The sequence below is a fragment of the Arthrobacter sp. Soil_C_49 genome (assembly GCF_057656635.1).
Genome location: NZ_JBDGJZ010000014.1, coordinates 12903 through 38796 on the forward strand (window position 1 = coordinate 12903; position 25894 = coordinate 38796).

At 60.4% G+C, this 25894-nt stretch carries 24 protein-coding genes and 1 pseudogene; 7 read left to right on the plus strand and 18 right to left on the minus strand.

Annotation, left to right across the window (positions count from 1 at the left end; translation table 11 throughout):
• The 3 genes from mftF (at position 1) to AC3A4Z_RS18475 (ending at position 3896) form a co-directional block, all read left to right on the plus strand.
• Positions 1-1413: a mycofactocin biosynthesis glycosyltransferase MftF gene (mftF, locus tag AC3A4Z_RS18465; protein ID WP_498713141.1), complete on the plus strand. Its 1413-nt coding sequence runs from the start codon at positions 1-3 to the stop codon at positions 1411-1413.
• Positions 1414-1484: 71 nt separating this feature from the next.
• Positions 1485-3194, plus strand: coding sequence for a GMC family oxidoreductase N-terminal domain-containing protein (locus AC3A4Z_RS18470; RefSeq protein ID WP_498713358.1), 1710 nt, complete (start codon positions 1485-1487; stop codon positions 3192-3194).
• A gap of 456 nt (positions 3195-3650) precedes the next feature.
• On the plus strand, positions 3651-3896 hold the full coding sequence (locus AC3A4Z_RS18475) for a hypothetical protein (RefSeq protein WP_498713143.1): 246 nt from the start codon (positions 3651-3653) through the stop codon (positions 3894-3896).
• Positions 3897-4169: 273 nt separating this feature from the next.
• Here AC3A4Z_RS18475 and AC3A4Z_RS18480 read toward each other — a convergent pair whose 3' ends face one another.
• The 6 genes from AC3A4Z_RS18480 to AC3A4Z_RS18505 all read right to left on the minus strand — a co-directional run bounded on the left by AC3A4Z_RS18480 (position 4170) and on the right by AC3A4Z_RS18505 (position 9590).
• Positions 4170-4724: a hypothetical protein gene (locus AC3A4Z_RS18480; protein WP_498713145.1), complete on the minus strand. Its 555-nt coding sequence runs from the start codon at positions 4722-4724 to the stop codon at positions 4170-4172.
• A gap of 3 nt (positions 4725-4727) precedes the next feature.
• On the minus strand, positions 4728-5309 hold the full coding sequence (locus AC3A4Z_RS18485; RefSeq protein ID WP_498713147.1) for a TetR/AcrR family transcriptional regulator: 582 nt from the start codon (positions 5307-5309) through the stop codon (positions 4728-4730).
• Positions 5310-5496: 187 nt separating this feature from the next.
• Positions 5497-6642 carry an ABC transporter substrate-binding protein gene (locus AC3A4Z_RS18490; RefSeq protein WP_498713149.1) on the minus strand — a complete coding sequence of 382 codons (1146 nt, stop codon included), beginning with the start codon at positions 6640-6642 and terminating at the stop codon, positions 5497-5499.
• 310 nt (positions 6643-6952) lie between these two features.
• Positions 6953-7963, minus strand: a complete 1011-nt coding sequence (locus AC3A4Z_RS18495; RefSeq protein ID WP_498713151.1) for a Gfo/Idh/MocA family protein — start codon at positions 7961-7963, stop codon at positions 6953-6955.
• Positions 7960-8736 carry an SDR family NAD(P)-dependent oxidoreductase gene (locus AC3A4Z_RS18500; protein WP_498713153.1) on the minus strand — a complete coding sequence of 259 codons (777 nt, stop codon included), beginning with the start codon at positions 8734-8736 and terminating at the stop codon, positions 7960-7962. Before AC3A4Z_RS18500 ends, AC3A4Z_RS18495 begins: the two co-directional genes overlap by 4 nt.
• A 23-nt stretch (positions 8737-8759) precedes the next feature.
• Positions 8760-9590: a mycofactocin-coupled SDR family oxidoreductase gene (locus AC3A4Z_RS18505; protein WP_498713156.1), complete on the minus strand. Its 831-nt coding sequence runs from the start codon at positions 9588-9590 to the stop codon at positions 8760-8762.
• Positions 9591-10524: 934 nt separating this feature from the next.
• On the opposite strand from AC3A4Z_RS18505, the gene AC3A4Z_RS18510 reads away from it, so the two are divergent.
• A complete protein-coding gene (locus AC3A4Z_RS18510; protein ID WP_498713360.1) occupies positions 10525-11541 on the plus strand; it encodes a LacI family DNA-binding transcriptional regulator in 1017 nt (338 codons plus the stop codon).
• Between the two features lie 676 nt (positions 11542-12217).
• Here the strand turns inward: AC3A4Z_RS18510 and AC3A4Z_RS18515 are convergent.
• The 7 genes and pseudogenes from AC3A4Z_RS18515 to AC3A4Z_RS18545 all read right to left on the minus strand — a co-directional run bounded on the left by AC3A4Z_RS18515 (position 12218) and on the right by AC3A4Z_RS18545 (position 17338).
• Positions 12218-12451: a hypothetical protein gene (locus AC3A4Z_RS18515; RefSeq protein WP_498713158.1), complete on the minus strand. Its 234-nt coding sequence runs from the start codon at positions 12449-12451 to the stop codon at positions 12218-12220.
• Positions 12452-12533: 82 nt separating this feature from the next.
• Positions 12534-13147, minus strand: a pseudogene (locus AC3A4Z_RS18520) (recombinase family protein).
• A 207-nt stretch (positions 13148-13354) separates the two neighbouring features.
• Positions 13355-13543, minus strand: a complete 189-nt coding sequence (locus tag AC3A4Z_RS18525; protein WP_498713160.1) for a hypothetical protein — start codon at positions 13541-13543, stop codon at positions 13355-13357.
• Between the two features lie 275 nt (positions 13544-13818).
• Positions 13819-14535, minus strand: coding sequence for a YoaK family protein (locus tag AC3A4Z_RS18530; protein ID WP_498713162.1), 717 nt, complete (start codon positions 14533-14535; stop codon positions 13819-13821).
• A 168-nt stretch (positions 14536-14703) separates the two neighbouring features.
• Positions 14704-15276, minus strand: coding sequence for a flavin reductase family protein (locus AC3A4Z_RS18535; protein WP_498713164.1), 573 nt, complete (start codon positions 15274-15276; stop codon positions 14704-14706).
• 2 nt (positions 15277-15278) lie between these two features.
• Positions 15279-16325, minus strand: coding sequence for a methionine synthase (locus AC3A4Z_RS18540; protein ID WP_498713166.1), 1047 nt, complete (start codon positions 16323-16325; stop codon positions 15279-15281).
• 20 nt (positions 16326-16345) lie between these two features.
• On the minus strand, positions 16346-17338 hold the full coding sequence (locus AC3A4Z_RS18545) for a DUF1852 domain-containing protein (protein ID WP_498713168.1): 993 nt from the start codon (positions 17336-17338) through the stop codon (positions 16346-16348).
• Positions 17339-17458: 120 nt separating this feature from the next.
• Between AC3A4Z_RS18545 and AC3A4Z_RS18550 the strand changes: the two genes are divergently transcribed.
• Positions 17459-18400: a LysR family transcriptional regulator gene (locus AC3A4Z_RS18550; RefSeq protein ID WP_498713170.1), complete on the plus strand. Its 942-nt coding sequence runs from the start codon at positions 17459-17461 to the stop codon at positions 18398-18400.
• Positions 18401-18627: 227 nt separating this feature from the next.
• Here the strand turns inward: AC3A4Z_RS18550 and AC3A4Z_RS18555 are convergent, their stop codons facing one another.
• From AC3A4Z_RS18555 to AC3A4Z_RS18575, 5 genes are all read right to left on the minus strand, one after another.
• Positions 18628-18846, minus strand: a complete 219-nt coding sequence (locus AC3A4Z_RS18555) for a hypothetical protein (RefSeq protein WP_498713172.1) — start codon at positions 18844-18846, stop codon at positions 18628-18630.
• Between the two features lie 266 nt (positions 18847-19112).
• Positions 19113-19937, minus strand: a complete 825-nt coding sequence (locus AC3A4Z_RS18560) for an alpha/beta fold hydrolase (protein ID WP_498713174.1) — start codon at positions 19935-19937, stop codon at positions 19113-19115.
• A 499-nt stretch (positions 19938-20436) separates the two neighbouring features.
• The gene (locus AC3A4Z_RS18565) at positions 20437-21234 is read right to left on the minus strand and encodes a GAF domain-containing protein (RefSeq protein WP_498713362.1); all 798 of its coding nucleotides are present in this window, start codon (positions 21232-21234) and stop codon (positions 20437-20439) included.
• A gap of 145 nt (positions 21235-21379) precedes the next feature.
• Entirely contained in the window at positions 21380-22603 is a 1224-nt protein-coding gene (locus AC3A4Z_RS18570) for a sensor histidine kinase (protein ID WP_498713176.1), read from the minus strand.
• A gap of 288 nt (positions 22604-22891) precedes the next feature.
• Entirely contained in the window at positions 22892-23497 is a 606-nt protein-coding gene (locus AC3A4Z_RS18575; protein ID WP_498713178.1) for a LysE/ArgO family amino acid transporter, read from the minus strand.
• A gap of 70 nt (positions 23498-23567) precedes the next feature.
• On the opposite strand from AC3A4Z_RS18575, the gene AC3A4Z_RS18580 reads away from it, so the two are divergent.
• Entirely contained in the window at positions 23568-24473 is a 906-nt protein-coding gene (locus AC3A4Z_RS18580; protein WP_498713180.1) for an ArgP/LysG family DNA-binding transcriptional regulator, read from the plus strand.
• Between the two features lie 223 nt (positions 24474-24696).
• Positions 24697-25872 carry an aminotransferase class V-fold PLP-dependent enzyme gene (locus AC3A4Z_RS18585; protein WP_498713181.1) on the plus strand — a complete coding sequence of 392 codons (1176 nt, stop codon included), beginning with the start codon at positions 24697-24699 and terminating at the stop codon, positions 25870-25872.
• Positions 25873-25894 lie beyond the last annotated feature (22 nt).

Here is a 25894-nt window from a genome sequence, read left to right on the forward strand (position 1 = left end):
GTGACAACATCCTCGTTAGGGCTTCCACTGGGGCTTAGGGTCAGACTGAACCGGCGGGTCACGGTTGCAGGCGCAGGAAAGGAACTGGTTGGTGGTTCTCCCACTAAGGTCCTCTACCTCTCGGAGGCGGCAAGCCGAATGATGTCCGCCAGGACGGTTACGGTCACTGACCGCAAGAGCGCACTGCTGGTCGACCGCCTTTTGGACGCAGGAATGGCAGATCCGGTTTTGAGTTCCCTCCCCGCACCCGACCTGTCATCGGTTACGGTCGTCGTACCCGTTTTCGGGCGCCCCCAGGCGCTGGACAGGCTGCTGGCCAGCATCGAGAACCAACACCAGGTCATAGTGGTGGATGACTGTTCCCCTCATCCGGAAGCCATCAAAGCCGTCACCGACAAATACGATGTACTGCTGGTGCGTCTTGCTGCCAATGGGGGACCTGCCCAGGCCCGCAACGAAGGCCTGAAAAGGGTGACAACACCATTTGTTGCTTTCGCCGATTCTGACGTCGTGATCGACCCTGACACCATTGGTGTGCTGTTACGGCACTTCGAGGACCCTCAAGTCGGCTTGGCAGGGCCGCGGGTCCTCGGTCTGGACAGCGGACAGGGCATGAACTGGATCGAGCGCTACGAGGAGGCGCGATCATCCCTCGATCTGGGGATTTACCCGGCAACGGTCCGCCCGCGCTCACCGGTGTCTTGGCTCCCCGGCGCATTCCTGCTCGCCCGGCGGGAGGCCATAGGGGAAGGTTTCTCCTCTGGCAGCCGTGTGGGTGAAGACGTCGACCTAGTTTGGAGGGTCGTTGAACAAGGCTGGCGCGTACGCTTTGAACCAGAGGCGAAAGTGTGGCACGAACACCGACAAACTGTCAGTGAATGGCTCTCCCGGAAAGCCTTCTACGGAACGTCGGCCCATGCCCTTGCTCAGCGTCACGGTAAGGCAGTCGCCCCGGCAGTGTTCGCACCATGGTCGGTTCTCGTTGTAGCAGCAACGATGGCGCAACGCCCGTGGTCCGTTCCTGCAGCTGGAGCCCTCACAGCCTTTGCTGGCTGGCGGATCTACCGGAAGCTCCACAAAAGTGAGCGCCCCGCACTCCTGGCTTCCGGTCTGGCTGCGCGGGGAGTATTGGCCGCGCAAACCCAGACGATGGCTTTGATGGTACGGCACTGGTGGCCCCTGGCCTTCACCGCCAGCCTCTATTCCCGACGAGTGCGCCGAGCGCTCCTCATTTCGTGTCTACTTGACGCCGCATGGGAATACCGACGCACCCGCCCGCAACTCGATCCCTTCAGATTTGCTATCGCACGCCGGCTGGACGACCTTGCCTATGGAGCAGGGGTCTGGCTCAGTGCCATCAAGGGCAGATCCTTGAAATGCCTCCTTCCGGACATTCGCAAGAACCCCAACTGACATGTCCAGTACGCCATCACGCGCCAAGAAGACATCGGTGCACCCTTGGCGGGTACCCCGGCTCAATGCCCATGAATAGCTCACAGCGTTGGCTCGGCGATGAAAAGCCGCACGAAGGGTACGACGTCATCGTTGTGGGAGCCGGTGGCTCCGGGGCCCCTCTCGCCGCCCGTCTCAGCGAGGACCCGCACCGCTCCGTTCTGCTGCTGGAAGCCGGGCCCGCACCAAGAAGCCCCGACGGTGTCGCTCCCGAACTGCTCGACGCCGGGACAGTGCAAGGCGCAATGCCCGGACATCCCAACAACTGGTCGTTCATGGGCTACTTGACACCGCACCGGCCCTATTCGATTGCCCGGGGCCGCATCCTTGGCGGATCCACATCCATTAGCGGAACCTACTTCATTCGGGCAGCGAAACACGACTTTTCACGATGGTCAGCAGGCGGCAACGACGAATGGACGTGGGAAAAAGCGCTGCCCTACTACCAAAAACTGGAAAACGACCTCGACTTTGGCAGCGATGAAGAGCACGGCCATGCGGGGCCTATGACAATCACCCGTCCAGCCCAGGACCATCCCGCCGCTATCGCCTTTGCCCGCGCCGTCGAAGAAGCCGGTTATCCTGCAGAACCAGACAAGAACAGCCAACACAAACCCGGCTACGGCCCCGTACCCACCAATAGCCTCAATGGTGTGCGGATCAGCACCAACCTTGGCTACCTCACCCCGGCCGCCAGCCGGCCCAACCTAACCATACGAGGAAACTCGTACGTCCGTCGCGTCCTTTTTGAGGGTGCGCGCGTGACAGGAGTCGAATCAGCCTGCGAAGGCACCCTGATTACCCACAAGGCAAGGGAAGTCGTTTTGGCCGCCGGCGCAGTCAAGACCCCCCACATCCTGCTTGTTTCTGGAGTCGGACCCCAGGAAGAGCTGCAGCGCTTTGGTATCCCCGTAATCAGCAATCTGCCGGGCGTGGGCAAAAACTTTAGTGACCATCCCAACATCGCACTCAGCTGGAAACCCAGAATCCCTCTCGTTGACTACTGCTCAACGCAGTCCATGGCGGGCGTCCTCAACTTCACGGCCACCGGCTCCCCGTATGTTGGCGATCTTGAGATACTGCCGCTCCTTAAACCCATGGGCTACATGCTGACCGGCGTCCCACCCAACAACAACGCCGCTGCCACTACCCCGCTGATCCCGGACGAGAACCGCCTGCGGACAGCAGCGACGGGCGTCTCCCCACAACAATTCGCCCAACAAGTACTTCAACACGACGACCTGGTCCTACTCGTCTCCCTTCAGGCGGAGACATCGCGGGGGAACATCACGCTTGAATCAGCAGATCCGGCTGTTCAACCCCGCATCGACTTCAACTACCTGTCCACACAATCCGACCGGGAGCGGCTGCGCGAGGGCATCCGCGTCGCAGCTGCCCTCCTCCAGTCGCCGGCCCAGAAAACAATCTTCGACCACATGACCGACCTCCCGGAGAAAACACTGCGCGAGGACCACCTGCTTGACGCCTGGATGCATGCTCACCTTGGCACAGCCTTACATCTCTGCGGCAGTGCCAAATTCGGGCTATCGGCAGATCGAAACGCAGTGGCAGATCAGTACGGACGAGTCCACGGCACGGAAGGGCTCTGGATAGCCGACACATCACTCCTTCCCACCGCCCCCACTCGAGGCCCAGCAGCAACAGCCGTGCTCATCGGGGAACGTGTTGCCGATTTCATCCGTCGACCACCACCGGCGAGGAAAGGTCAAAAAACGCCCTAAAGGTGGCACTGCCGCTATGCATGGTGTAAGCGAACGCCATGGCCCCAGATCACGAAAGATTAGGTCACGTCAGCCGTAATCAACCCCAATCCCTTGCCAGCCGTTCGATAAGACCGTACAGTGATCGGTGACACGTTTTCTGGCACTTGATGCCATACCCAGGCCACTCGACGGTGAGCGGCACCTAAACAGGAGTGAAGTGATGTTCGGTCCGTTCATGGCGTTCTTTGGAATCTTCCTGCTTCTTGCTGCCGCCGGTCTGTGGTTGTCGCGGCGCGCTTTGAAGCAGGCATCGGTGCCGGGGCCTGGGGTCACCACCGCCAGCAAACCCTCCGAATCCGCAGTAAGCCCTCAGGCTGCCGCCTTCCTCACTGCAGCTGCCGGCATGTCATTCGTCCTTTTGTCCGCCCTTGGGCGTTGACGCCAGGCTTCGCTCGGTGGGGGAGTCCTGTGGCTATGACCCAGCTTGATACGGCCCTCATAGGACTGTTCCTATTTGCAGGGTCCGCGGTAATTTGGCTGGTGGGCACGCTTCAGAAAAAAGACGGCGCCATCACGCAATCTGCCACGCCTGGTGCTACCCCGCAGGCTGCCTCCGCCCGCAGTATTACTGAGACCCGAGATATTTCGTCCGCAGCGGCTGCTTGCTTCCTTGCCGCGGCCGGAACGGTGTTCGCTTTGCTGTCAGTGCTCAGCTTCTAAGCGGGCTGAATTCGCTCACACGACGCCGCCCCCCTGCTGGAACATCAGGGGGGCGGCAGGCCCTGCCACCAGGAGATCTGCAGCGCCCCCCCGCCGTCACGTCCAGAACCAGCTCGTGCCCGATCCTCACGGAGCAGGTTGGTCCACCTCGCGGTACGACCTGGAAACCGGATCCTGTCGGTCGTGCGGCATTTCCGCCCCGCCTGCAACGTGCTGCTACACCATTCCAACCCTTTCAGGCAGGACGAGAGCCTAAATCCAGACGTGTGCCCTTCACTTGTTCTGGGGACCCTCCTTCTGAACCGATCTGCTGAAAAACAATGCGGCAACCACAGCGAGGAGCACAATCAGAATGGCTGTGCGAAGACCAGCGTGTTCAGCCAGGAAGCCCAGCAGCGGCGGACCAGTAAGGAAGCCGGCATAGCCCACCGCGACCACGAGGCCGACGCGTTTGGCTGCGTGCGTGGGGTGATCACCCGCAGCGGAAAGGGCTAACCCCGTCGCTGCCACTGGACCGGATTGCAGGGCAGTTCCCAGTCCTGTGAGGGCTACACCTGTTGACAGGCTGAGCATGCCGCACCCAACTACAAACCGGGCACCGCGGAAGGCCAGGAACGGATTACCCAACGCGATGCCAGCTACCGATCCCACCGCGACGGCCGCAAGCAGCAGGCCCATCTCGGCATTGGCCAACTCCATCGTGTCCCGGATAGCCGGCGTCTGGGTAATCCAAGTGGACATTCCAAGGCCGGTAACAAGAAAGGCCGCGACGAGTGCCGCGCGGCATCTTTTCAGTGCGAACGTGGTCGGCAGATCCGACGATGCCAACAGTCATGGACGAATCTGCCGGCTTAATTCCGGAACAAGATCGTCCAAGGTGCGCCGGACGGTATCCTCGCTGAACTCTTCGGGCGTGAAATACCGGTGAAGCGACAAGCCCTCCTGTACGGCATCAATAACCTGCGCACGCTCAGCGTGGATACTCCGGGAAATCACACCTCTGGTCTTCCGCATCCATTGCCGCATCAGATTCGCGTACCGTTCGTGCCGGAAAGCCAGCACGTACAGCTCTGCGAGGATGACCATGTCTCTTTGACGGTCGCGCTCAGTGGAGACGATGACTTTCACCAGCCGCTCCCGAGGGTCACCGCCGCTTTGATCGTCCTCTAAGCCCCTCAACGGGGTGAACAGGTCGTCAGCAAATTTTTCAAAGGCAGCGAAGATCAAGTCGTCGTGGCTGGGGAAGTGATAGGTCATAGAGCCCAGGGGTACCTGGATCGACTCCGCCACCGTTCGGTAGGTGGCAAAGCGGGTGCCACGCCGGGCGATGATCTCCAGGGTGCAGTCGATGATTCTCTCGCGGCGGAGGGGATCGGTGCGACGGCTGATTTCTGGGGAAGGGGTACGGGCCATAATCTGAACCTATCAGAACGTTCGTACTAATGACGGGTGGTCTGCCTTGGTGGGTAAGCCAGACACGGAACACCGGGACAGCATTGTTGAGCTGTCCCGGTGTTGTTTTTCGAAGTGCGCATGCAACTTTGGGGCGGGAGGGGCCGCTCCGTCCCCCCAATGAAACCGCAGAGCGACCCCGGTCATATCAGCTGGTGCCGATTTTGAACTCATTCCACATCTCGACCCGCTTTTCCAGGTTCTCCGGGGTCCTCCCGAAAACCATCTTCGAGAAGAAGGCGTCGCCGTCTTGCGTTGCAGGTATCAAAGTGGCTTCCAGGGCTTCAGGGGTAATACCTGCTTCCACGGCTTCCGGAGAAGTTGCCCGCCCGTAGTCCAGAATGCCGGCACTTCCGGTCTTCTGAATGAATTCCGCCTGCCAACTAGTGGACTGTGTGTAGTTAATGAATTTGTAGATCGCGTCGAGCTTCATGGAGTCGTGTTTGATGATGGAGTAGTTGTCGCTCCAGGCAGGGACACCCTGCTTGATGATGTTGTTTACATGCAAGGTCTTGCCAGCCTTCTCAACACCCTCGACGACCACTGACAGATTCAGGTAGGCCACGGAGGCCTCATCGCGTGCAATCTGGTCGGTTTGGTCGTTGTAGCCGCTGGTGAGCCGCTTTATCTGGGGTCGGAGTTCGGCCAGCTTCGCCTTCACTGCTTCGAATTGCTGGTCGGACAAGTGAAAAGGGTCCTCGATCCCAAGCGTCAAGGCGACCATGGTGATCACGGCTTGGCTGTCATCGAATACGGAGATGCGGCCCTTGAGAGCAGGATCCCAGAACACGTTCCAGTCGTCGAATTGTCCCTTTTCATTCTTGTATTTGTCCAAAGCGGGGGAGTTGAGAGCCTCGTCGTCCGTCCACGCCAGCGGTTGATTGCCCCAGTTGTAGAGGACGCCGTACAGGGAACCGTCGGAACTTGCGGCCCCCTCCCAGTCGAAGCCAAGCTTGAAGTCCTTCAAAGCATCGACCCTTGAGCGATCGATGGGTTCCAGGAGGTTATTGGTGGTGTAGTTGTCGTACCAGCCGGACGTCACGAGGGCAACGTCCCACTGGGCGGGTGCTGATTTCACCTTGGCGAACATTTCATCCGGTGAACCGACGTTGACCACATTCACCTTGATGCCGGTCTCTGCGGTGAATTTGTCGATCTGCTTCTGATCGTGGTAGCTCTCCCATGACAGCACGTTCAAGGTGTCCCCGCCGTCACCGCCTGAACCGGCGGTAGAGCCGGAGCACCCCGTCAGCGCCATCATTGCTGACGCGATGAGGGCGCCGGCTGAAAGCATCTTTGCTTTGTATCTGCGCATCTCTTCCTCTCAATCGGATTATGAATACTGGTCGTTGGTGGAGGTGTAGGCTGCTCCCGTCCTGCGCGGCCCTGTGCGGCCGTGCAGAGGGGAAATTTTTTCCTTTGGTTCTCCGGGAAATTTTTTCCCTTTGGTTCTCCGGCATAACTGTTATCCCAGTGGTGTTGTGGTGCTTCGCCTGCCTGCAGAAACAGCGACGGAAGATCATTTGCGTAGTGTTGGGACTGATGTCCGTTGACTGCGCATTTAAGCAGGAAGCCGGCTGGGACGGCGCCGGCAAATCGGGTGGTTATTGCGTGGTTGCGGGAATTGTGGGCCCTGGAGTCGCCGACGCCGCTAAGCGCTCCAGGGTCTCCAGATTTCTGACTGTTTCTAATCCCGGAATTTCCGGTGGCCGCTCACCGCGCACTGTCGCAGCGAAGGCTTCAGTTTCCAGGAAGTAGGCGTTCGTGTCGGGCACGGCGAGGAGCGTCTCATCCCCTCCGTGCACTTTGAGCTGAATGGAGTGTGGCGCCTTGTGGGCGTACCAGGGCATGGCCACGATCGCCTCTGCCTTTTCGCCCAGCACGGAAACATGTACCGACAGGGGAGAACGCATGGAGCAGTCAAACTGTGCAACGGCACCATTTGGGTAGCGCATCGTTCCGTAAAAGCGCTCAGCCACGCCCAGGGGGGATGGTACTGACGCTGCCTGGACTTCAACAGGAGCGTCGCCGAGTAACAGGTTGCTGAGGCTCACACAGTAGGATCCAACGTCCCGGAGGGCACCTCCGCCCAAATCTGACCGGAATCTGATGTCGTCTTCCGGGGTCTCTGTCATGAAATTAAATGATGAACGGACAGTATGGATCGCGCCAAGGGCTCCTGACTGGGCCAAATCCATCAGGGCGTGCGTCTTGGGGTGATGGCGAAACATAAATGCTTCTGCAAGATGGACGCCTTGTGAATCAGCAAGAGCGAAAAGCTCTTGAGCCTCAGCCGCCATGGTGACGAGCGGTTTTTCGCAGAGAACATGTTTCCCGTTGTTGATCGCCTGTCGTACCCATTCGCCATGAAGGCTGTTCGGTAGAGGAATGTAGACGCAGTCGATATCAGGATCCTCGAGCAAGGATTGATACGAGGTGTATATGCGGTCAAGGCCGAACCGTTCCGCGAATGATTTGGCCCGTTGTGGATCGCGGCTGGCCACACCCACAGGCTGATTCCGGGTTGAAGAAATCAACCCGGGCAGGACGTCATCAGCGATGCGAGCCGGGGAAAGGATCCCCCATCGCAGCGGGCGGTTCGTTGCGGCACTCATTCCATAACCATGCCGCCAGTAACGTTGATGGCCTGGCCGGTCATCTCACTGGCGTCCTCGGAGGCGAGGAAGGCAACCACCCCGGCGATATGATCCGGTGTTTGAAAGCGCTGCATGGGGATCCCCGACATCCAGCGTTCCTGGATAGTGGCTTTAGTATCGCCCGTCATTTCTTCCTCCCAGGCATATTCCCGCTCCATCATGTCTGTGCTGACAATGCCCGGGCAGACACAGTTGATGCGAACGTAAGGCGCGACCTCTAGCGCTACACCCTTGCTGAAGAGGATCACTGCGGCTTTGGAGGCGCAGTAGTGGGTGAACAACTTGTAACCGCGTTTACCGGCCTGGGACGCCGTATTGACTATCGCGCCTTGCTTCCGTTCAAGCATGTGGGGGAGGACGGCGCGGGTGCAAAGGAATGTTCCCTTGGCATTGACGTCCATGTTCTGATCCCAGTCTTCTTCGGTTAACTCGACTGTTGACCGCATGGTGATGGTTCCAGCGTTGTTGCAGAGTACGTCGATGGAGCCGAGAGTGGAAATGGCTTCTGCAATCATTTGGTCCACGTCCTGGGCACTGCGGACATCGCATCGTGTACTGAAGCCGCCCAGCTTGAGAGCAACTTCTTTCGCCTTTTCCTCCTGAAGGTCGGCGATGAAGACGCGGGCCCCTTCCCGGGTGAAGCGTTCAGCGATGGCCTTGCCGATGCCTTGCGCTCCACCCGTTACCACGACGTTCTTACCTTCAAATCGGCGCATCCTGTAGTCGTTCATGTCATGTCCTCTTCGTTCCATGCTCACTTGATTGTGAAGCCGGCGTCAACGGGCAGGGCAGCGCCGGTGATATACCGGGAGGCATCGGACAGCAGCCACAAAATGGACTGGCTGACGTCGCTCGGCTCAATCCACGGCACCGGGATGACATTCGTGGAGGCGAAAGCGCCGGCAACCGATTCTCGCGTATGGGTCTCGGCCTGCGGTTGAAACAGGCGGTAAACGCCTTCGTTCTGAATCATGTTGGTATCCACGCATGTGGGGTTGACGGTGTTGACCCGGATGCCGTATTCACCGAGTTCGTTGGCCATCGTCCGCATGAGCCCTGTGACGCCATGCTTGGCTGCCGAATAGGAGGCCGTGTTGGCCATGCCCTTGATAGACTCCGTTGATCCTGTGATGACGATGGAACCACCCTGATTGCGGGCAATCATCGAGGGCGCCGCAACGCGGACCGTGTTCCATACGCCGGTGAGATTGATGTCCAGCATTTCTTGCCATGCTGTCGGTTCAATTTCCCAGAACTTTCCGGAGGCGAAGATGCCGGCGTTGGCGACTACGAAGTCAACATGTCCGAACTCCTCGATACCGCGCTGAAACACTTTCTCTACCTGCGGGAGGTCGCGGACATCCGCCACCTCAGCGACGATCCGCTGGCCAGTCGCTTCCACAAGCCGGATGGTCTCTTGTAGATCGGCAAGTGTAGATCCGGGGTACACCGTGGAATCCAGTTTTTCGCAAAGGTCCAGCCCGATAATGTCCGCCCCCTCCTTCGCGAGTGTGACAGCATGCGAGCGGCCCTGACCGCGGGCAATTCCTGTAACGAACGCAACCTTCGATTGAAGCAAACCCATGTGTCCTGTTTCCTTAAGTTTCGCGTGCCCACCCTTTGCGGCATCGTTCGGTAGCACCGGACGCAAGTTGTGCACTGGCGCTGACAGGAAACGCTAAGGGCGATAAACGGGTCCGTCAATAGTTGACGCAAAACTAGTTTCTACGATAAAACGTTCGGTATAGTCGAAAGGAACGAGTGTTCTTTAAGCAATGTCGGTAATGTCCCGACCATGTCAACATCTGCCGGACTGCAGGCAGGCGCAGGAACCGGCCCTGCCGTTCATGAGCCGCGGCTCGACTGATCGTTTGCGCCCTGGGTGCCCACCAGATGCTGACCATTTTCGCGAACGGACCGACCCGCTTTTGGCTGCTGGCTTCTGGTGGACTCATCACAGCGGTACCTCTTCTCGTCTTTGGCGCAGCAGCCCGGCGACTTCCGAGAACAACCATCGCTTGCTGCAATACACGACGCCCTTACTGCAGTTCGCGATCGCCATAACCGTCCTCGACGAGGGTCGGAGCACGGAACGCTGGATCTGCTTCGGAGTCGTCTGGCTTGCTCTGCTCGCCCTTAGCACCGATAGCATCATCGCCGCCCGCAGCAGGAGGAGGATTCAATGATCGGCAGGATCCGTGCCATCTTCGGTGGCGCAGAGAAGGCTTTGTCCTGCATGCGTCCCCTGCCGTCGCCGCCCGAAGCACACAGTTGCGCTCTCTGCGGACATAGGGAACCGGGGGATCAATCACACCTGACAGACTGGCTCATACTGTCACTTGGCTTCGTCCCCGGCTGCACATACTGCGACAAAATCCGGGACAACTAATGACAGGATCTCCCATTTCAGGACGGACCGGATGCCTGACCAAACAATTGGAAATGTTCAGTACATCGCCCCTGCCCCTTACATGCAGACCCTTCCCGCAGACGGCAGCAGCCGTACGCATCCCTCGACCATGACCAAGTCGACTCCCCGGCCGAGGCCAAAGATTGACGACGTGGCCAAGGAAGCCGGGGTCTCGCGCGGCACCGTTTCCAGGGTACTGAACGGCGGACACTGGGTCAGCCGGTCCGCTCTGGAGGCCGTCAATGCCGCGATCAAAAAGACCGGGTACCGAGTCAACCCCCATGCCCGGAACCTGGCCACCAAGCGCGCAAACTCGGTGGCCTTCCTGCTAACGGAAACGCATGACCGGCTGTTCGAGGACCGCAACCTCGCCGTCCTCATGCGCGCTGCGGCAAATGCCTTGGCAGTCCATGACATTCCGCTGGTCCTGATCCTGGCCGGCAGCGACGACGAGCAGCGCCGCGCCACCGATTTCCTCACAACAGGCCATGTGGACGGCGTGTTGCTGGTGTCCTCGAATGCCACCCGGAAGGGAATCATCTCGGACATCATTTCCGCCGGCATCCCTGCCATCTCCTGCGGCATCCCCCTTGGGTTCGAGAAGAAGATGGGCCACGTTGGGGCCGACGACTACGAAGGTGCCCGCGACGTGCTGCGGTACCTTCGGGACGCTGGCCGCCGGCGGATTGCCACGATCACGGGGCCGCAGCACACCTCTGGCGGTATCCGCAGGTTTGAGGCCTACCGCGACGATCAAGGCGCGGACATTGATGAGGCGCTCATTGCCCACGGTGACTACAGCAAGGAAAGCGGCGCGAAGGGAATGCGCGAACTCCTGGACCGCGCTCCCGATATCGACGCTGTTTTCGCCGCCAACGACCTCATGGCCCTCGGCGCCCTGGAAGTGCTCCACGAGGCGGGACGCCGGATACCTGAGGACGTCGCCGTCGTCGGCTTCGATGACATCAGCGCGTCCTCCACTGCTACCCCGGCGCTCACCACCGTGCGCCAGCCCTTCGAACGCATCAGCGAGGAAATGGTCCGCCTGCTCCTGGATGTCATCAACGGCAAGCGCCCCGCGGCCATCACCATCCCCACCGAACTTGTACGCCGGGCGTCAGCCTGAGAGACGCAGCACGGCTGTGCCCGCACCAAAGGCCCCTATGGGTGGGTAAAGAAGGCCCAGGCAACCCTCTCCACCGCGCATTTTCGAACGCCGATAACAGCGATTTCGTCAACCAAGCGATAGCTACGGCGGGTGCCAGTTGTCGCGTCTACTCGCGCACCCGATTCTGTGATGGTTCGTCCCTTGCGTCTAGCCCTAAGGGCACACGAGGGAAGACCGGCAAGGAGTGGTTGAGGACGGATGCGGCTCGCGCTTGTTTGCACGATTCGTGCCATATAGAGTGAAGTGTGCAAAGGGCATTAGCTCTGCGAAGTGGGTCTGGCAGTCTTCCGGATGGTATGACGAGCCGGGCCCGCGTCTGTTAATCGACGCAGTCCACGACTTCCTGTACGAGTGGACTCGCTAACCTGATCCAATCTCCACCTTTCTGGTGGCACCAAGCGACTGCGTCACTGACCCACAGCAGAGGTTCCTCGTGGGGCCGGCGGTGTCCATATTCCAGCTTGCCCGTTGCATTGACTGACGCGAGATGCGAAGCGATGACCCGCCGGTCCGCCTTTTCGAGGGACGCGTCGCTTTCCAAGACCAATCGAGCTGCACCAGCGGAAGTGAGGTCCTCAAGGAGATAGCGCAGGCACAGGGGACGGGCTATCTTGTCCGGCAGGTTCAGAGCAGCCTACACGCGGGTGGTAACTCCGGCTTCGATTGCACCTTTCAGGAAGGCCTTCCGTGAAGCATCGCTTTCACTCTTGAAATGGATTCTGCGCTGACCTGCACGGTTCAACGCAGCGACCGCCTTCCTGGCCACACTGACGTCCGCCGGTGCTATTACGGAAGCGACAATGTAATAGGCCTTGGATTTGGACTCGTCAACGAATACGTGTGCTCGGGCGGGGATCAGCGATGTCACTGTTGAACTCTACCTACCCGCCCGTAGCCCGTCCTCGACGACGGGCCGCCGCGCTGAGACCCCGGGGAAAATCAGGGTGTCTTTAGCTGGTTGTGCTCGTCTCCCGCAAAGCGGCTGCGGTGGGTGGGAGTACCCCCGAATGAGCTTGGCGCAGGTATTGGTAGACAGTCTCGCGACTAATTCCGTAGTCACGGGCGAGAACGACTTTCGAAACGCCGCTGCCGGCACGGTGGACCAGCTCGGCTGCCCGTTCGGGGGTGAGGGTCTTCTTCCGCCCTTTGTACGCACCGCGCTGCTTTGCCAGGGCGATGCCTTCCCGCTGGCGTTCCCTGATAAGGGAACGTTCAAATTCTGCAAACGCACCCATGACCGAGAGCATGAGGTTTGCCATGGGGGAGTCTTCACCAGTGAAGACCAAGCTCTCTTTGACGAACTCCACCCGCACACCCTTTCGGGTGAGGCCCTGCACGAGAGCGCGCAGGTCATCGAGGTTCCGGGCGAGCCTGTCCATGCTGTGCACCACGACGGTGTCGCCGTCTCGGGCGAACAGAAGCAGTTCCGTAAGTTGCGGTCGCGAGGTGTCCCTGCCGGAGGCCTTGTTCGTGAAGACCCGGTCCAAACCTGGCTTTCAAGCGGACGTTTCTCGTTCTGATCCAGAGTGCTTACACGCACGTACCCGATCCGCTGTCCATCCACGTATTACCTCCACACCCTGAACCAGTCAGCTTGAGTTCTAGGCCTGTCTCAGAAAGAAGTCAAGACGAGTACGGAAGATTGTCAGATTTGGGTGTAGTCCAAGTTGACTAGACCCAGGAAACCGCGAGGCAACGAATTTGGCTGCCAGACATACAGCGAAAGGATGAGGGCGGGTTGCCCCACCGCCCTCATCCTTTCGCTGTACAGCTAGTCTTTGTCCGTTGCAGAAGTGGCAGCATGCACGAATTCAGGAAGTGCGCCCACTTCTTTCGCCGTTCGGCGTTCCCAGCGCTTCATGAACTGCGGAACGATGGCCACGAGTATCACGATGACGTAGGCGGCGATGGAGAAGGGTGTGGAGACGAGGGCGGCGAAGTCGCCGTCTGCGATGGACATTGCCCTTCTCAGCTGTTGTTCTGCCAGGGGGCCGAGGATCGCTCCGATGATGAGCGGGGCGACTGGGAAGCCGTATTGCTCGGAGTTGCCGAAAGCCGCTGAAAGCGCATGGCAGGAACAGCCCCCTTACAGGCACTCTTTGGATGACCGAAGAACAGCGCTTTTTGACAACAAGCGTTCGGCGCCAGGCCGCCTGGACACACATCGGGGAAGCTGTGATCGATTCCCCGATCGTCCGCGCTCGTGGTGCGGTATAGCCGGTGGGATGCACCGCATCAATGCCAGCGGCGACTCCCCAGGACCGTCACAGCGGCGGTGATGGCGATGCCGAGGCCGATCGGGACGCTGAGATGGATCTGGAGCAGGAGTACTCCGATGGCGGCCCCGGCGAACATAGCGAGGACAGCGCCCAGCCGTCGGTTGAGAATCCGGGGGCGTTGCTTGCCCACAAGTGACTCTCCGGCGAGGGAAGTCAAGGTGGAAGTAATGACCACCGTCGTCATGTCTCGTACGCCCAAATGCCGTGCAATCAGGGCCTGGGAGCCCATGTGCATGGCGATAACGGCGGCAACAATGACACCAATGGACTGCCGGCCGACGTCTTCCACGATGAGAGAGATGGCGGCGGTTCCCGTCAACGCTATACAACCCGCTGTGAGAAGAAGCGTGACCCTGCGGTTCCAGCCTTTCGGGCTTGACTGGAGCGTGAATCCGGCAATCGCCGCGCCGAGGAGAAAGGCGAGAAGTGCTACCAGCGGGCCCAAAGTTGGCAGGTTCGCTGCCCCGGCCAACGCCATCGCAAGAATCACCACGTTGCCGGTCATGTTTCCGGTGAAGATGCGATCAAGTCCAAGGTAGCCGACCGCGTCAACCACACCTGTAACGAGCGTGAGGGCCATCATGAGCATCAGTCGGAACGTTTCCGGAGACGACGCATTTTCTTGCGGGGTCGAGGCGGTCTTGGTACCCGAGCTGGCTACGGCTGATGTCATGGTTTAAGGGATCCTTCATCGTGAGGGGCGGTCTCTATGACCACCCCTCGGACATGCTTGTGGGTGGTTTTAGATGGGCTGGCTGGCAACTATGGCGATGCCGTCGCTCCGGGAATCTGCGCCGGCGTGACCCGCTCGGCTTCCTGCCTCGCATTGTTGGCGCGGCGCTCAGCCTTCAAGCTTGGAATGCTCGCCCAGACGGTGCCATGAACGGTTGTGGTAGACCAGAGCGTCGCCGGGTTCGCCCGTTTGGACGTCACGCATCACGCGGGACTCCAGGGCGTGAACGGCGATGATTGTGGAGGTCCCCACCTCCATGCGATTGATGACGGCGCAGCGCACCCAGGCGCGGACATCGTTATACACCGCTTCGCCGGTTGCAAGGGGCGACCAGAGGTGAGTCTGGTCAAAGCGGTCGGCGCCGGGGGTCGCTCCAAACTTCGCCAAGTCGACGTCGTGCGCGTCCAGCAGGTGCACGACGACGGTTTGGGCGCGCGAAAGCACCTCGGACGCAGAGGACAGTGCCGAGACCGAGAAAATCAGCGACGGAGGTTCCGCACTCACTGACACGACCGACGATACCGTCAGTGCCACAGGTCCTTCGCCGGCGTCCGCCGTGATGACGGCGACACCTCCCGGGTGGCCACGGAACAGTGCTTTGAATTCGTCGGCCGAGAGGGAGGACGGGAAGCTTTGCTTCGGAGCCTCGAGCCAAGTGTCTGCGGGGTAGGCGTGAAACATGGTTATGACACCCTGGGTGCGGAGCGCGCGAGTTCCTCGCGAATGATGTTCGCCCCTGCGCTGAGAGCACTCAGCTTGGCCAGTGCGACGTCCCGGGGGAACGGTGCCATGCCGCAGTTGGAGCTGGGGATCAGCTTGTCCGCATTGACGAACTGCAGGGCCTTGCGGAGGGTGTTGGCGACGTCCTCCGGGGTTTCGATGGTCTCGCTTGCGACGTCGATTGCCCCGAGCATGACTTTCTTGCCGCGGAGGAGCTCGATGAGGTCCATGGGCACGTGGGAGTTTTGACATTCCAGCGAGATGATGTCGATGCTGGAGCTCTGCAGCAGCGGGAACGATTCCTCGTACTGCCGCCACTGTGGGCCGAGCGTCGCCTTCCAGTCAGTATTCGCCTTGATCCCGTAGCCGTAGCAGATATGCACGGCGGTCTCCGCGCTCAGTCCTTCTGCCGCTCTCTCAAGGGCCGCCACGCCCCAGTCCTTGACCTCATCGAGGAAGACATTGAACGCGGGCTCGTCGAACTGGATGATGTCCACGCCGGCCGCCTCTAGTTCTTTCGCCTCCTGGTTCAGGATCGCGGCGAACTCCCAGGCCAGCTTCTCGCGGCTTTTGTAGTGGTCATCGTAGAGCGTGTCCACCATCGTCATTGGACCGGGAAGAGTCCATTTGATCGGCCGGTCAGTGGTTGCGCGGAGGAACTTTGCGTCTTCCACGAACACCGGCCGCTCGCGGCGCACCGCTCCGACCACGGTCGGCACGCTCGCGTCGTAGCGATCGCGGATGCGCACGGTCTTGCGCTGTTCAAAGTCGACCCCGCTGAGATGCTCGATGAAGGTCGTGACGAAGTGCTGGCGGGTTTGCTCGCCGTCGCTGACGATGTCGATGCCGCGTCGGCTCTGTTCGTGGATGGCGATGCGCAGAGCATCCTGCTTGCCCTCGAGCAGCGCATCTCCCTCCAGCTTCCACGGGGACCACAGAGTCTCCGGCTGTGCGAGCCACGATGGTTTCGGCAGGCTTCCGACAACGGTGGTGGGCAAAAGTGTGTTCATGATTGACGATTCTCCGTGGGTCAATTGACGAGAGCGGGGTATTTGGCGGTCCACTGGTCCAACAGATCCTTGTGGGGGGTGATGAAGTGCTCCTCCGTGTACTTCGCCTGCGTGATCGCGAGCTGACTGCGCTCGACCCGGTCGTAAGCGATCTGGGTCCGCGAGTAATCCTGCTCTCCCAGGCTCGGCTGGTAGACGTGGGCGGCGGCGGAGTTCGCGTTGTAGACCTCCGGGCGGTAGATCTTCTGGAACGTCTCCATGGTGCTGATCGTGCCGATGAGCTGCAGGTTGGAGTAGTCGTTGAGCAGGTCGCCGCGGAAATAGAAGGCGAGCGGCGCAACGCTGCCGCGTGGCATGAAGTAGCGGACCTGCAGCCCCATCTTTGCGAAGTACGCGTCCGTCAGCGAGAACTCGTCCTGCTGGTACTCGACGCCCAGGACCGGGTGACGGTTCTCCGTTCGCCGGTACGTCTTGCTCGTGGAGACGCTGATGCAGACCACTGGCGGCTGCGGGAAGCGTTCCTGGCATGCCGGGGAATCGAGGAATTGCTGGAACAGTTTGCCGTGAAGATCGCCGAAGTCCGCGGGAAAGGTGGGCTTGCCTGAGTCCCCTGCTGCCGCCGGCAGTACGACGCTGAAGTCGAAGTCACGGACGTAGGAGGAGAAGTTGTTCCCGACGATCCCTTGGTGGCGGACCCCGTTCAGCTGGTCGACGATCTGGATGTCGAGAACCTCGAACAGCGGGAACTGCTGGTCTGCGCTTTCCGCGGTGAACTGTATCTGCACGGATACGATCTCAAGCTCGAGCGTGTAGCGGTCCCGGTCCGGGTTGTCCCAGTCTGCGAGATCGTTGAAGCGTCGGCGAATCATCGTCAAGGCGTTGCGGAGGTTCTCCCGGCGGTGCTCGCCCCGTGCCAGGTTGGCGAAATTCGTCGTGATCCGGGAGCCTTCCGACGGGGAGTAGTTCTCGTCGAAGGGGGTCGTGGTGATGCTGAAGGTGAAGTCGTCTGCCAATGCGTTGCCAATCCGTTGATGGGCCGGAGACGGCCTTTCCGAGGGGATGTATCCATGGTGCCGCCTTCGGAGGGGTATCAAGTAACTAGTGGTTACTATGCGCACATATAGGATCTTCCTATGCGTCAGATTTCGAGCGGATTGACCCTGCAGCAGCTCCGATACTTCATAGAAGTTGCAGCTGAGGGGTCGATCTCCGCGGCTGCCGATCTTCTCTACGTAGCGCAGCCGACAATGTCCGCAGCGATGAAGGACCTTGAGGCCCGGGTGGGCCGTGCGCTCCTGGTTCGCTCCGCCCGCGGGGTTACCCTCACCGCCGACGGGGCAGAGTTCCTCGGCTATGCGAGGCAGGTCGTCGAGCAGTTCGCTCTCCTCGAGCAGCGCTACCTTGGTAGGCCACCGACGCGACGTTTGCTCGGGGTGTCAACGCAGCACTACTCGTTCGCGGTGGACGCCTTCGTCCGGATGGTCAAGGCCACTGAGGTGGCCGAATACGAGTTCTCGCTCCGTGAGTCCCGCACCTGGGACATCATCGAGGATGTCCGGACGCTCCGCAGCGAGATAGGCATCCTCTACCGGAACGATTTCAACAGGAAGATCATCGACAAGCTGCTCCGGGAATCCGGGCTCGGGTTCACTCCGCTTTTCCTCGCCGATCCGCACATTTTCGTTTCCCGGAACAACCCGCTCGCCTCTAAAGAGCGTGCGACTCTCGCCGATCTCGCCGGCTTGCCGCGCCTAACTTTCGATCAAGGTGCGAACAACTCCTTTTACTTCGCCGAGGAGATTCTCTCCACCTTGTCCAGTAAGCAGGAGATCCGGGTCTCTGACCGTGCGACGATCTTCAACCTCATGATCGGGCTCCACGGCTACACGATCTCGACGGGCATCATCAGCGGGCAGCTCGACCCGGAGATCGTCGCCATCCCGCTCGACGTTGACGAACGCATCGAGATCGGCTGGATCGGCCACGCAGCGATTCCGCTCACCGACCAAGCGCAGCGCTACCTCAAGGAATTGCGGGCCGTCGTCGCTGAGTTCGGCGTAGCGCTACTCGACTGACTGCAGTTGAGCGGGCGGGTCTTTACCCTTTCGGTGGTTGGACGTGTTTGTTGCAGCCGAGCGGGTTGCTGGTGTCGTATATGCCCGTCGCCGTCGCCGTCGCCGTCGTTGGCATGACCGGGGCGGACGCCAGCGTGTAGTCAGGGCCTGACTCCGCCGGCTTCGAGTTGTGACGGGCCATGTAGTTGGCAAGCTTCTGGAAGCCGAGGGCAGAGCCGCGGAGGAGTTCAAGCCTGGGCGCTTGAACCCAGCATAAGAATGGCCGCAGCCATTGTTCCCAAACGTTTGACCGAAGAAGCTCGGGACAACGCTATTGAGAGGGCATGATCTTGCGGATGGCCCAAACCTTGGCCGAGTTCGGTCCCGGATTTGCTTTCGTCGGCCAGCAGTACCCGTTGGATGTCGATGGCGACGAGTTCTGCATTGATCAGAAATTCCTCAACCACCTTTGCCGCCAGCCTGAGTGGTTGAAAATTGGACGTGGTGATCAGAGATGCTGACCAAAGATCACTCCAGACAGCGACCCAGGTCTCCCTGCTGATCCCGTAACCGCGGGCAAGTACGACTCTTGAAATGCCGCTCCCGGTCCCCCCAATTCTGGCGTTCCCGGATGAGGGAACGTTCGGCGAAGGCGCTCATGACGTGGAGCATGAGATTGGCCTTGGGGGAGTCCTCGCCCGTGAGTCGAGTGGGGGAGGGCCGGCGGCGCCTGTCACGAGTGGGTGTCGAGGTAGTGCAGAATCGCCCGGGCCGTTTCCTCCGGTGCGCTGACATGGGGGCAGTGCCCGGTGGCCTGAAGCTGCACCAGGGTGCTATGTTCCAGGTTTTTGTGCAGGTAGGCGCCCACTTCCGGCGGGGCAAGCCGATCGTTGGAGCACTGCAGAATCAGGCAGTCGGTGTGCACCTTTTTCAGTTCAGGGCGGGTGTCAGAAAAGAAAGTCACCCCGGCGAAGTGGCGTGCGATGGCGGGATTTGTCCGGCAGAAGCTGGCACGCAGGTCCTCCGCTAATTCCGGCTCCTGCGGGTTGCCCATGACCATCGGCGCCAAGGCCGCGGCCCAGGCGAAATAGTTGCTGTCCAAAGATGCCAGCAGGCCCTCGATGTCTTCCCGCGAAAACCCGCCCACGTAGCCGTCGTACGGGTCATCCGTATGACGGGGTGAAGGAGCAAGCAGGACAAGCCGGGAGAAACGGTTGGGGTCCTGCACTGCGGCGATCACGCCGATCATCGTGCTGACGCTGTGGCCCACCAGGATGACGTCCTCAAGGCCGAGGGCCGCGCAGATCTCCAGCAGGTCCGACGCGTACCCATTCAGCGACCCGTACTTCTCCCAGTCGTACGCGCTGATGTCGGAGTTTCCCGCGCCAACATGGTCAAAAAGCACCAGCCGGTAGTCATTGACGAAGTAGGGCACCAGCTTCCGCCACATAGCCTGATCGCAGCCAAAACCGTGGGCAAACATCATCACGGGCCCATCATCCCGGCCGGACATGGTGACATTGTTCCGGCCAATGACCGCTGCAGCTGCTTCGATCACGTTCTTACTGACCCCCTCTGACGTAGGGTGACGTCCTTCCCCAGACTATCCACGTGAAATAGAGAATCCTAGAGATCCTTCCACTATGACCCTCACGCGGCGGGACCGAACCACCCAGTGGACCGAGATCCCAATCAACTTTGGAAGAAGGTAGCCGGGGTTTCTCCGGAGAGGTGGGTGACGAGTTCTTTTGCAAGATCCTGCAGCGTTTTATCGCTGGCCTTCGACGCGTTTGTCAGGATGGACAAAGCCTCGTTTTGGCTGCAGCGGTTCTGGGCCAGGATTATGCCGCAATCAATGGTGCTCCGGGTACGTCCACTCAACGTGGTGGCGGCGACACCCGAAAGACCACTAAGAAAGTCCTCGACGCTTTCAGCACTGATCAGAAGGTCTGAAGCTCCACCATGGGCGGCGGTTGTTCAGGAGTCATGGCCACGCCTGAACGTAAACGCGAGCTGTGTCATCGACAATCCCTGCGCCAAGCCCGGTGACGACGTCATCACCGTAACGTCCGTGCGTCAATGTCATTTTGGACGATGGCTGCGAGGGACCGAAGGACCACCTCATCAGATGAAGTAAACGTCCTGGGTTTCTGGTCAATGACGCACAAGGTGCCAATGTTCCACCCTCGCGGACCGTGCAAGGGATAGCCGGCATAGAAGCGGATATAAGGGTCCCCGACGACAAGTGGATTTGAAGCGAACTGCTCATCAGTCAGCGTGTCGTTGATGACCAGCATCGAGTCCCGTCTGACGGTCTCTGTGCACAGCGCGATTTGACGCGGGGTCTCCTCCCGGAGAGGGCCGACAACGGACTTGAAGAACTGGGCATCCTTCGCGATCAGTGACAGTGAGGCAGCGCCTACTCCGAAGTAGTCTCTGGCAGCATTTACTATGCGGTCAAAAGTTTCCTCCGGGCCTGTATGAAGGAGGTCAGTTTCCCGCAAGGATGCCAACCGTTCCTCCTCCGCCCGTTCAGGAGTGAGAAGGAACCTGCCCGCCGCTCCCAAGGCAGCCAAGTGATCCTCATCAGCCCTTTTCGACACACCATCCGGCTGATCGGAACCGTGCGGATTGGACTGGGGTGGCCGCCGTCCTGCCCTGGCTTCCTTCTCCACCCAGTCAGTGCCGTGACTGTGTTCAAAGTCGGGAAGGGCGAGGACGCCATGAAGGTAGGCGCCCAACTCAAACTCAGAACACGGGGCTTGGCCGAAATAGGAGGGCCAAAGAACCCGCGGTTGCAGGCCATCAACGACCAGTGCTGCGAGTTCCAGCCTCCGCTTCGCCGCTTCATCCATGCTTTCCACCTCCAACCTTGCAGTGCTTCTGGCTACTCCAATTTTGATGAGTGCAAGAAGTCATGGTGATAAGTGTACTTACTACTTCTAGGATGCGGGTGAGCCCGGCCTGAATCTGGAATCCATGAATCGCTTGCTGTGCGGGTCAGCCGGCGGGGAAGCTGACCGTGACGGTGGTTCCGCCTCCGGGTGTTTCTGACAGCGTGAGCTCACCGCCGTGGGCCTTGGCGATGCTGCTGCAGGTGGCAAGTCCCAGGCCCGTGCCGGCCCCGTCGCCTTCGCGGTGCAGCCGTACTAATGGTTCCAGGGCTTTCGCCCGGTCTTCGGGGGCGATGCCCTTACCGTTGTCCGCCACGAAGATAGTGGAGCCGTGGTAGTTGGATACCCCGTTGATGCGGATCCGAAGGTCCCGGTGGGGGCTGCGGTAGTTGATCGCATTGGACAGCAGGTTCTGCAGCAAGGTCCGCAGCTGTCCCCGGTCGGCGTGGACGGTCAAGTCCTGCACCTCAACCATGCCCTCGCCGATGCCCAGGTCCCACATGACTTCGCCGGCCACCGTCTGAAGAGAGGCGCGCTCCGGCTGGATCCCGCCACCCACGCGGGAGTAATCCAGGACGTCTTCGAGCATTGTGAGCATCCGGCGCCCGGACGCGTCGATCTTGTCCAGGTCCTCTGCGGCGCCGGGGACAGCCCGGATCCGGGGGTCGTCCTGCAGCATTTCCAGGTAGCCCAGCATCGTGGTCAAGGGGGTGCGAAGGTCGTGGCTGACCCGGCCGGCGAAACCGGTGAGCCGGGCATTGCTCTCCTCCAGCTCGGCGTAGGCCCTGTCCAGCTGGGCGGTACGGTGCTGCAGCTCCAACAGCTCCACGATCTGCCGCGCCAGGACCTCCAGCATGTCCACCTGCCCGGGGTTCAGCTCCTGGGCGGCTTCGGAAAAGACACACAATGTGCCCGGCACGAATCCGGATACCGTTTCCAGTGGAACGGACGCGTAGAAACGGACCCTGCCGATCTCCCCGGTCACGAACGGGCTGTCAGCAAAACGGGGATCCCGGGACGCATCCGGAACGACCGTCTTCTCACGGGACAGGAAGACTTTGGCGCACATCGAATCCTCGCGGGAGCACACCCCTGGCTCCACACCCCAGGCCCCGATCTGATGCTGGTGCCCGGCACTGATGATGTTCACGACGCCGAACGGTGCGTCGCACAACTGCGTGGCCAGCCGGACCAGATTCTGCAGGGCATCCATCACGGCCGTGTTGGGCAGCAAGGGCGAGTCAAGGGACGGGTCAAGTCCGTACTCAAGCAGTTCAAGATCCCGGCTGACGTCCTCACTGAAAGCCAGTCGTCCTGCTGCACCTGTCATTAAGAACCCCCAGATTGTTGTGATGCTTTCGCGATCATACCTGCACCCATTGGGCTGGAATCCGACAGGAGAGTGCAGTTGGAACGCAACCGGCCGCAACGAGATCAGGAATAGGAGCGCCCGGCTGACCAGCCTTACAAAATCCTTATCATCGACCCAGTTCTGCGTGATCATTAAGCGCGGGTTTGCCCGGCCGAGGGAGGTTGACTGAATCTCCTCTATCGGCCTCTCCAAATCGGCAGGCCCGGAACGCATCACGAGGGCTGAAGTCGTGCTCCGTCCCTGGTCTTAGTGGCCCATCGCGAGCACGACCGCCAGGGTAAGCATAAGAACGGCGACACAGCCGTCGAGAATCCGCCATGAGGCTGGCCGTGCGAAGAAGTTGCTGAGTCCGCGCGCCCCATAGCCCACGAGGGGGAACCACAGAGCACTGGCGGTAGCGGCACCGGCGCCGAAGACCCACCTGCCGGTACCGCCCTGGGCGTTGGCGAGGGACCCCAGCAGGACCAGTGTGTCGAGGTACACGTGGGGGTTGAGCCAGGTCAGGGCGGCTGCGGTGAGGGCAGCCGACCATACCGTCCCCCTGCCCGTAGAAGTCGAAGCCTTCAATGTGCCGGGCTGCAAGGCCCGTTTGGCGGCGAAGGCAGCATAAGCGAGGAGGAATGCGACCCCAACCCAGCGAACGGCCGCCAGGAGGACCGGGGCGCCCTGGATGAGCGCACCGATCCCTGCGACTCCGGCGAGGATCAGGAACGCATCACTCAGGAGGCACACAAGGACGACCGCCAGTACAGCCTCACGCTTGATGCCCTGCTTGAGGACGAACGCATTCTGCGCGCCAATGGCGACGATAAGGCTAAGGCCGGCCCCAAGGCCCGTCAGGTAAGGGATCACCCTTACGACGGTAAGATCCAAGATGCTGAAAGACAACTTACTATTTCTGATCTTTCATTAGAATTGCTTCATGGAACTTGATCAGCTGCGCGCCCTCACCGCCGTCGTCGACTACGAAACCTTTGAGGCCGCCGCGGGTGAGCTGAGGCTCACGCCCTCCGCCGTAAGCCAGCGTATTAAGGCCCTCGAGCGCTCCGTGGGCTGCGTGCTTGTCCGTCGCCTCAAGCCGGTGACACCCACCCCTGCCGGGGAACAGCTCCTCCGCTCCGCCCGGCAACTCCTGCTGCTCGCCGACGAGGCGGTCCATTCCCTGAGCGGTCCCGGGCCCGGCGGCCAGGACGACGGGAGATCCGGCGAGCGGGCCGAAAGGCTGCGGGTTCCCATTGTGGCGAACGCGGACTCGATCGCCACGTGGCTCCCGTCCGCCATCCGGGATATCGCGCTCGGTTGCCGCGTAGCCCTCGAACTGTTACGCGACGACGAGCACGCCACCTCCGATCTCCTCCGCTCCGGTGGCGCCATCGGGGCCGTCACAGCAGACCCCCGCGCCGTCCAAGGCTGCACCATCCGCCCCCTCGGCGCCATGATCTACCGCGCCAAGGCATCGCAGGAGTTTGTTGAGCGTTGGTTTCCTGACGGCCCCACGCCCGCGGCGCTCGCCGTTGCCCCCGTCATGCAGTATGACCGCAAGGACAGTCACCAGCTCGCGGTCCTTGGCCGGGTGGCCCCGGAGGCGGCACCCCCACAGCACTTCATCCCCGACTCCGTCCAGTTCGTCGAATCAATCCGCGCAGGCCTGGGCTGGGGGATGGTGCCGGACCAGCAGGACCAGGACCATTCCCTTGTGGAGCTCAACCCGGCATGGAGCGAGGAACTGAGGCTCTACTGGCAGGTGTGGACGCTGAACTCACCCGGCGTCGAGGAGGTGACGAACGCCGTCGTCCGCGCTGCCCGTAACCTGGCCCCCACGACATGACCCTGGAATTCTTGGCCGGTGACCTGTTGCGAATGTCATTGCCGACGCCTCATTTCTGAAAATGCCACGCTATCTTCTGTGCCTGCCGACCCACTCTGGAAATGCCTTCGTAAGGTAATAGCTTTTTTCGAGTACTGACTACTCGTGACGAAGGTTTGACTGCCTATTAGTCTCGGCTTCACTTATTTCGATTTAAGCGAAGGTGCCAGCCCGGGAGGCAAAGATGCCGGAGAGTACAACACCAGCCGTCCTGGCGCCGGCAATCGAGGCTGATGCGTTCAGCGTCGGGCTTCGCAGCAGCGCGCAGCCCTCGTCCCCAAAGCTGTTCTTCAATTATGCTTCCGTCGCTCCAATGAGCCGGGCCGCTTATGAAGCGACGCGGACCTTCATTGATGATTTTTACCATTACGGGCCGCCGGAAGTGCTTCATTGTTATGACGTGGTGGCAGACGATATGGCCGCCGAAGCTGCCCGGCTCATTAACTGCCAAGCAGAGGAAGTCACTTATCTGAAAAATACGACCGAGGGCATCATCATGGCGAGCGAAGCGCTGCCGCTGAGGTGCGGCGACGAGGTGCTGGTACTCGGCAACGAATATCCGGCCAACCTGCTGCCCTGGTTGCGGAAGCGTCAAGACGGCGTACGGGTGAAGGTGATGACGGGCCTCGACAATGAAGCCGCGTTCGCGCGTTTGCTCGACAGCATCAGCCCGCGCACCAAGGCGATAAGTATGTCCTCAGCCCAGCGCTATGACGGATTCATGCCGGACCTGGCATTACTCTCGGGCATTTGCCGAAGCCGGGGCATCTTCCTGGTGATCGACGCTGTCCAGCACATCGCCGTGCGGACGATCGATGTGGGCAGGACGCCGGTGGACATACTGGTCTGCGGTGGCCAGAAGTATCTGCGCGCCGGCATGGGCATCGGCTTTATGTATGTCAGCCAGAGCGTCATTCCCGCTCTGCGTGACAGCAGGGTGGGCATCCGCAGCGTGAAGCATTTCGATGAGAATTCCTACGTGCTGAAAAATACTGCCGCCCGTTTCCAGGATGGCACCCAGAACATCACCGGGCTGGTGGCACTCCACGCAGCGCTCCGGGAAATCAATACTGTCGGCATGCATGTTATCGAACGGAAGAACCTTGAAGTCCTGGAAGGAATCAAGGCGATCCTGCGTGAACACGAACTGGACTTTATTGACCACGGCACGCGTCAGAGCAATATCCTGTCAATGCGCACACCTGATCCGGCCGCGCTGGTCAATTTCTTGATGAACCGCAATGTCTACATCAAGGCCATCGAAGACGTGACCCGCATTTCATTCATCCACAAATCCAAGCTGGAAGACATCGAAGTCCTCGCCGGGCATATCCGTGAATTCCTGGCACGGGGCCGGTAATCTCATCCCGGATCGCTTCCAG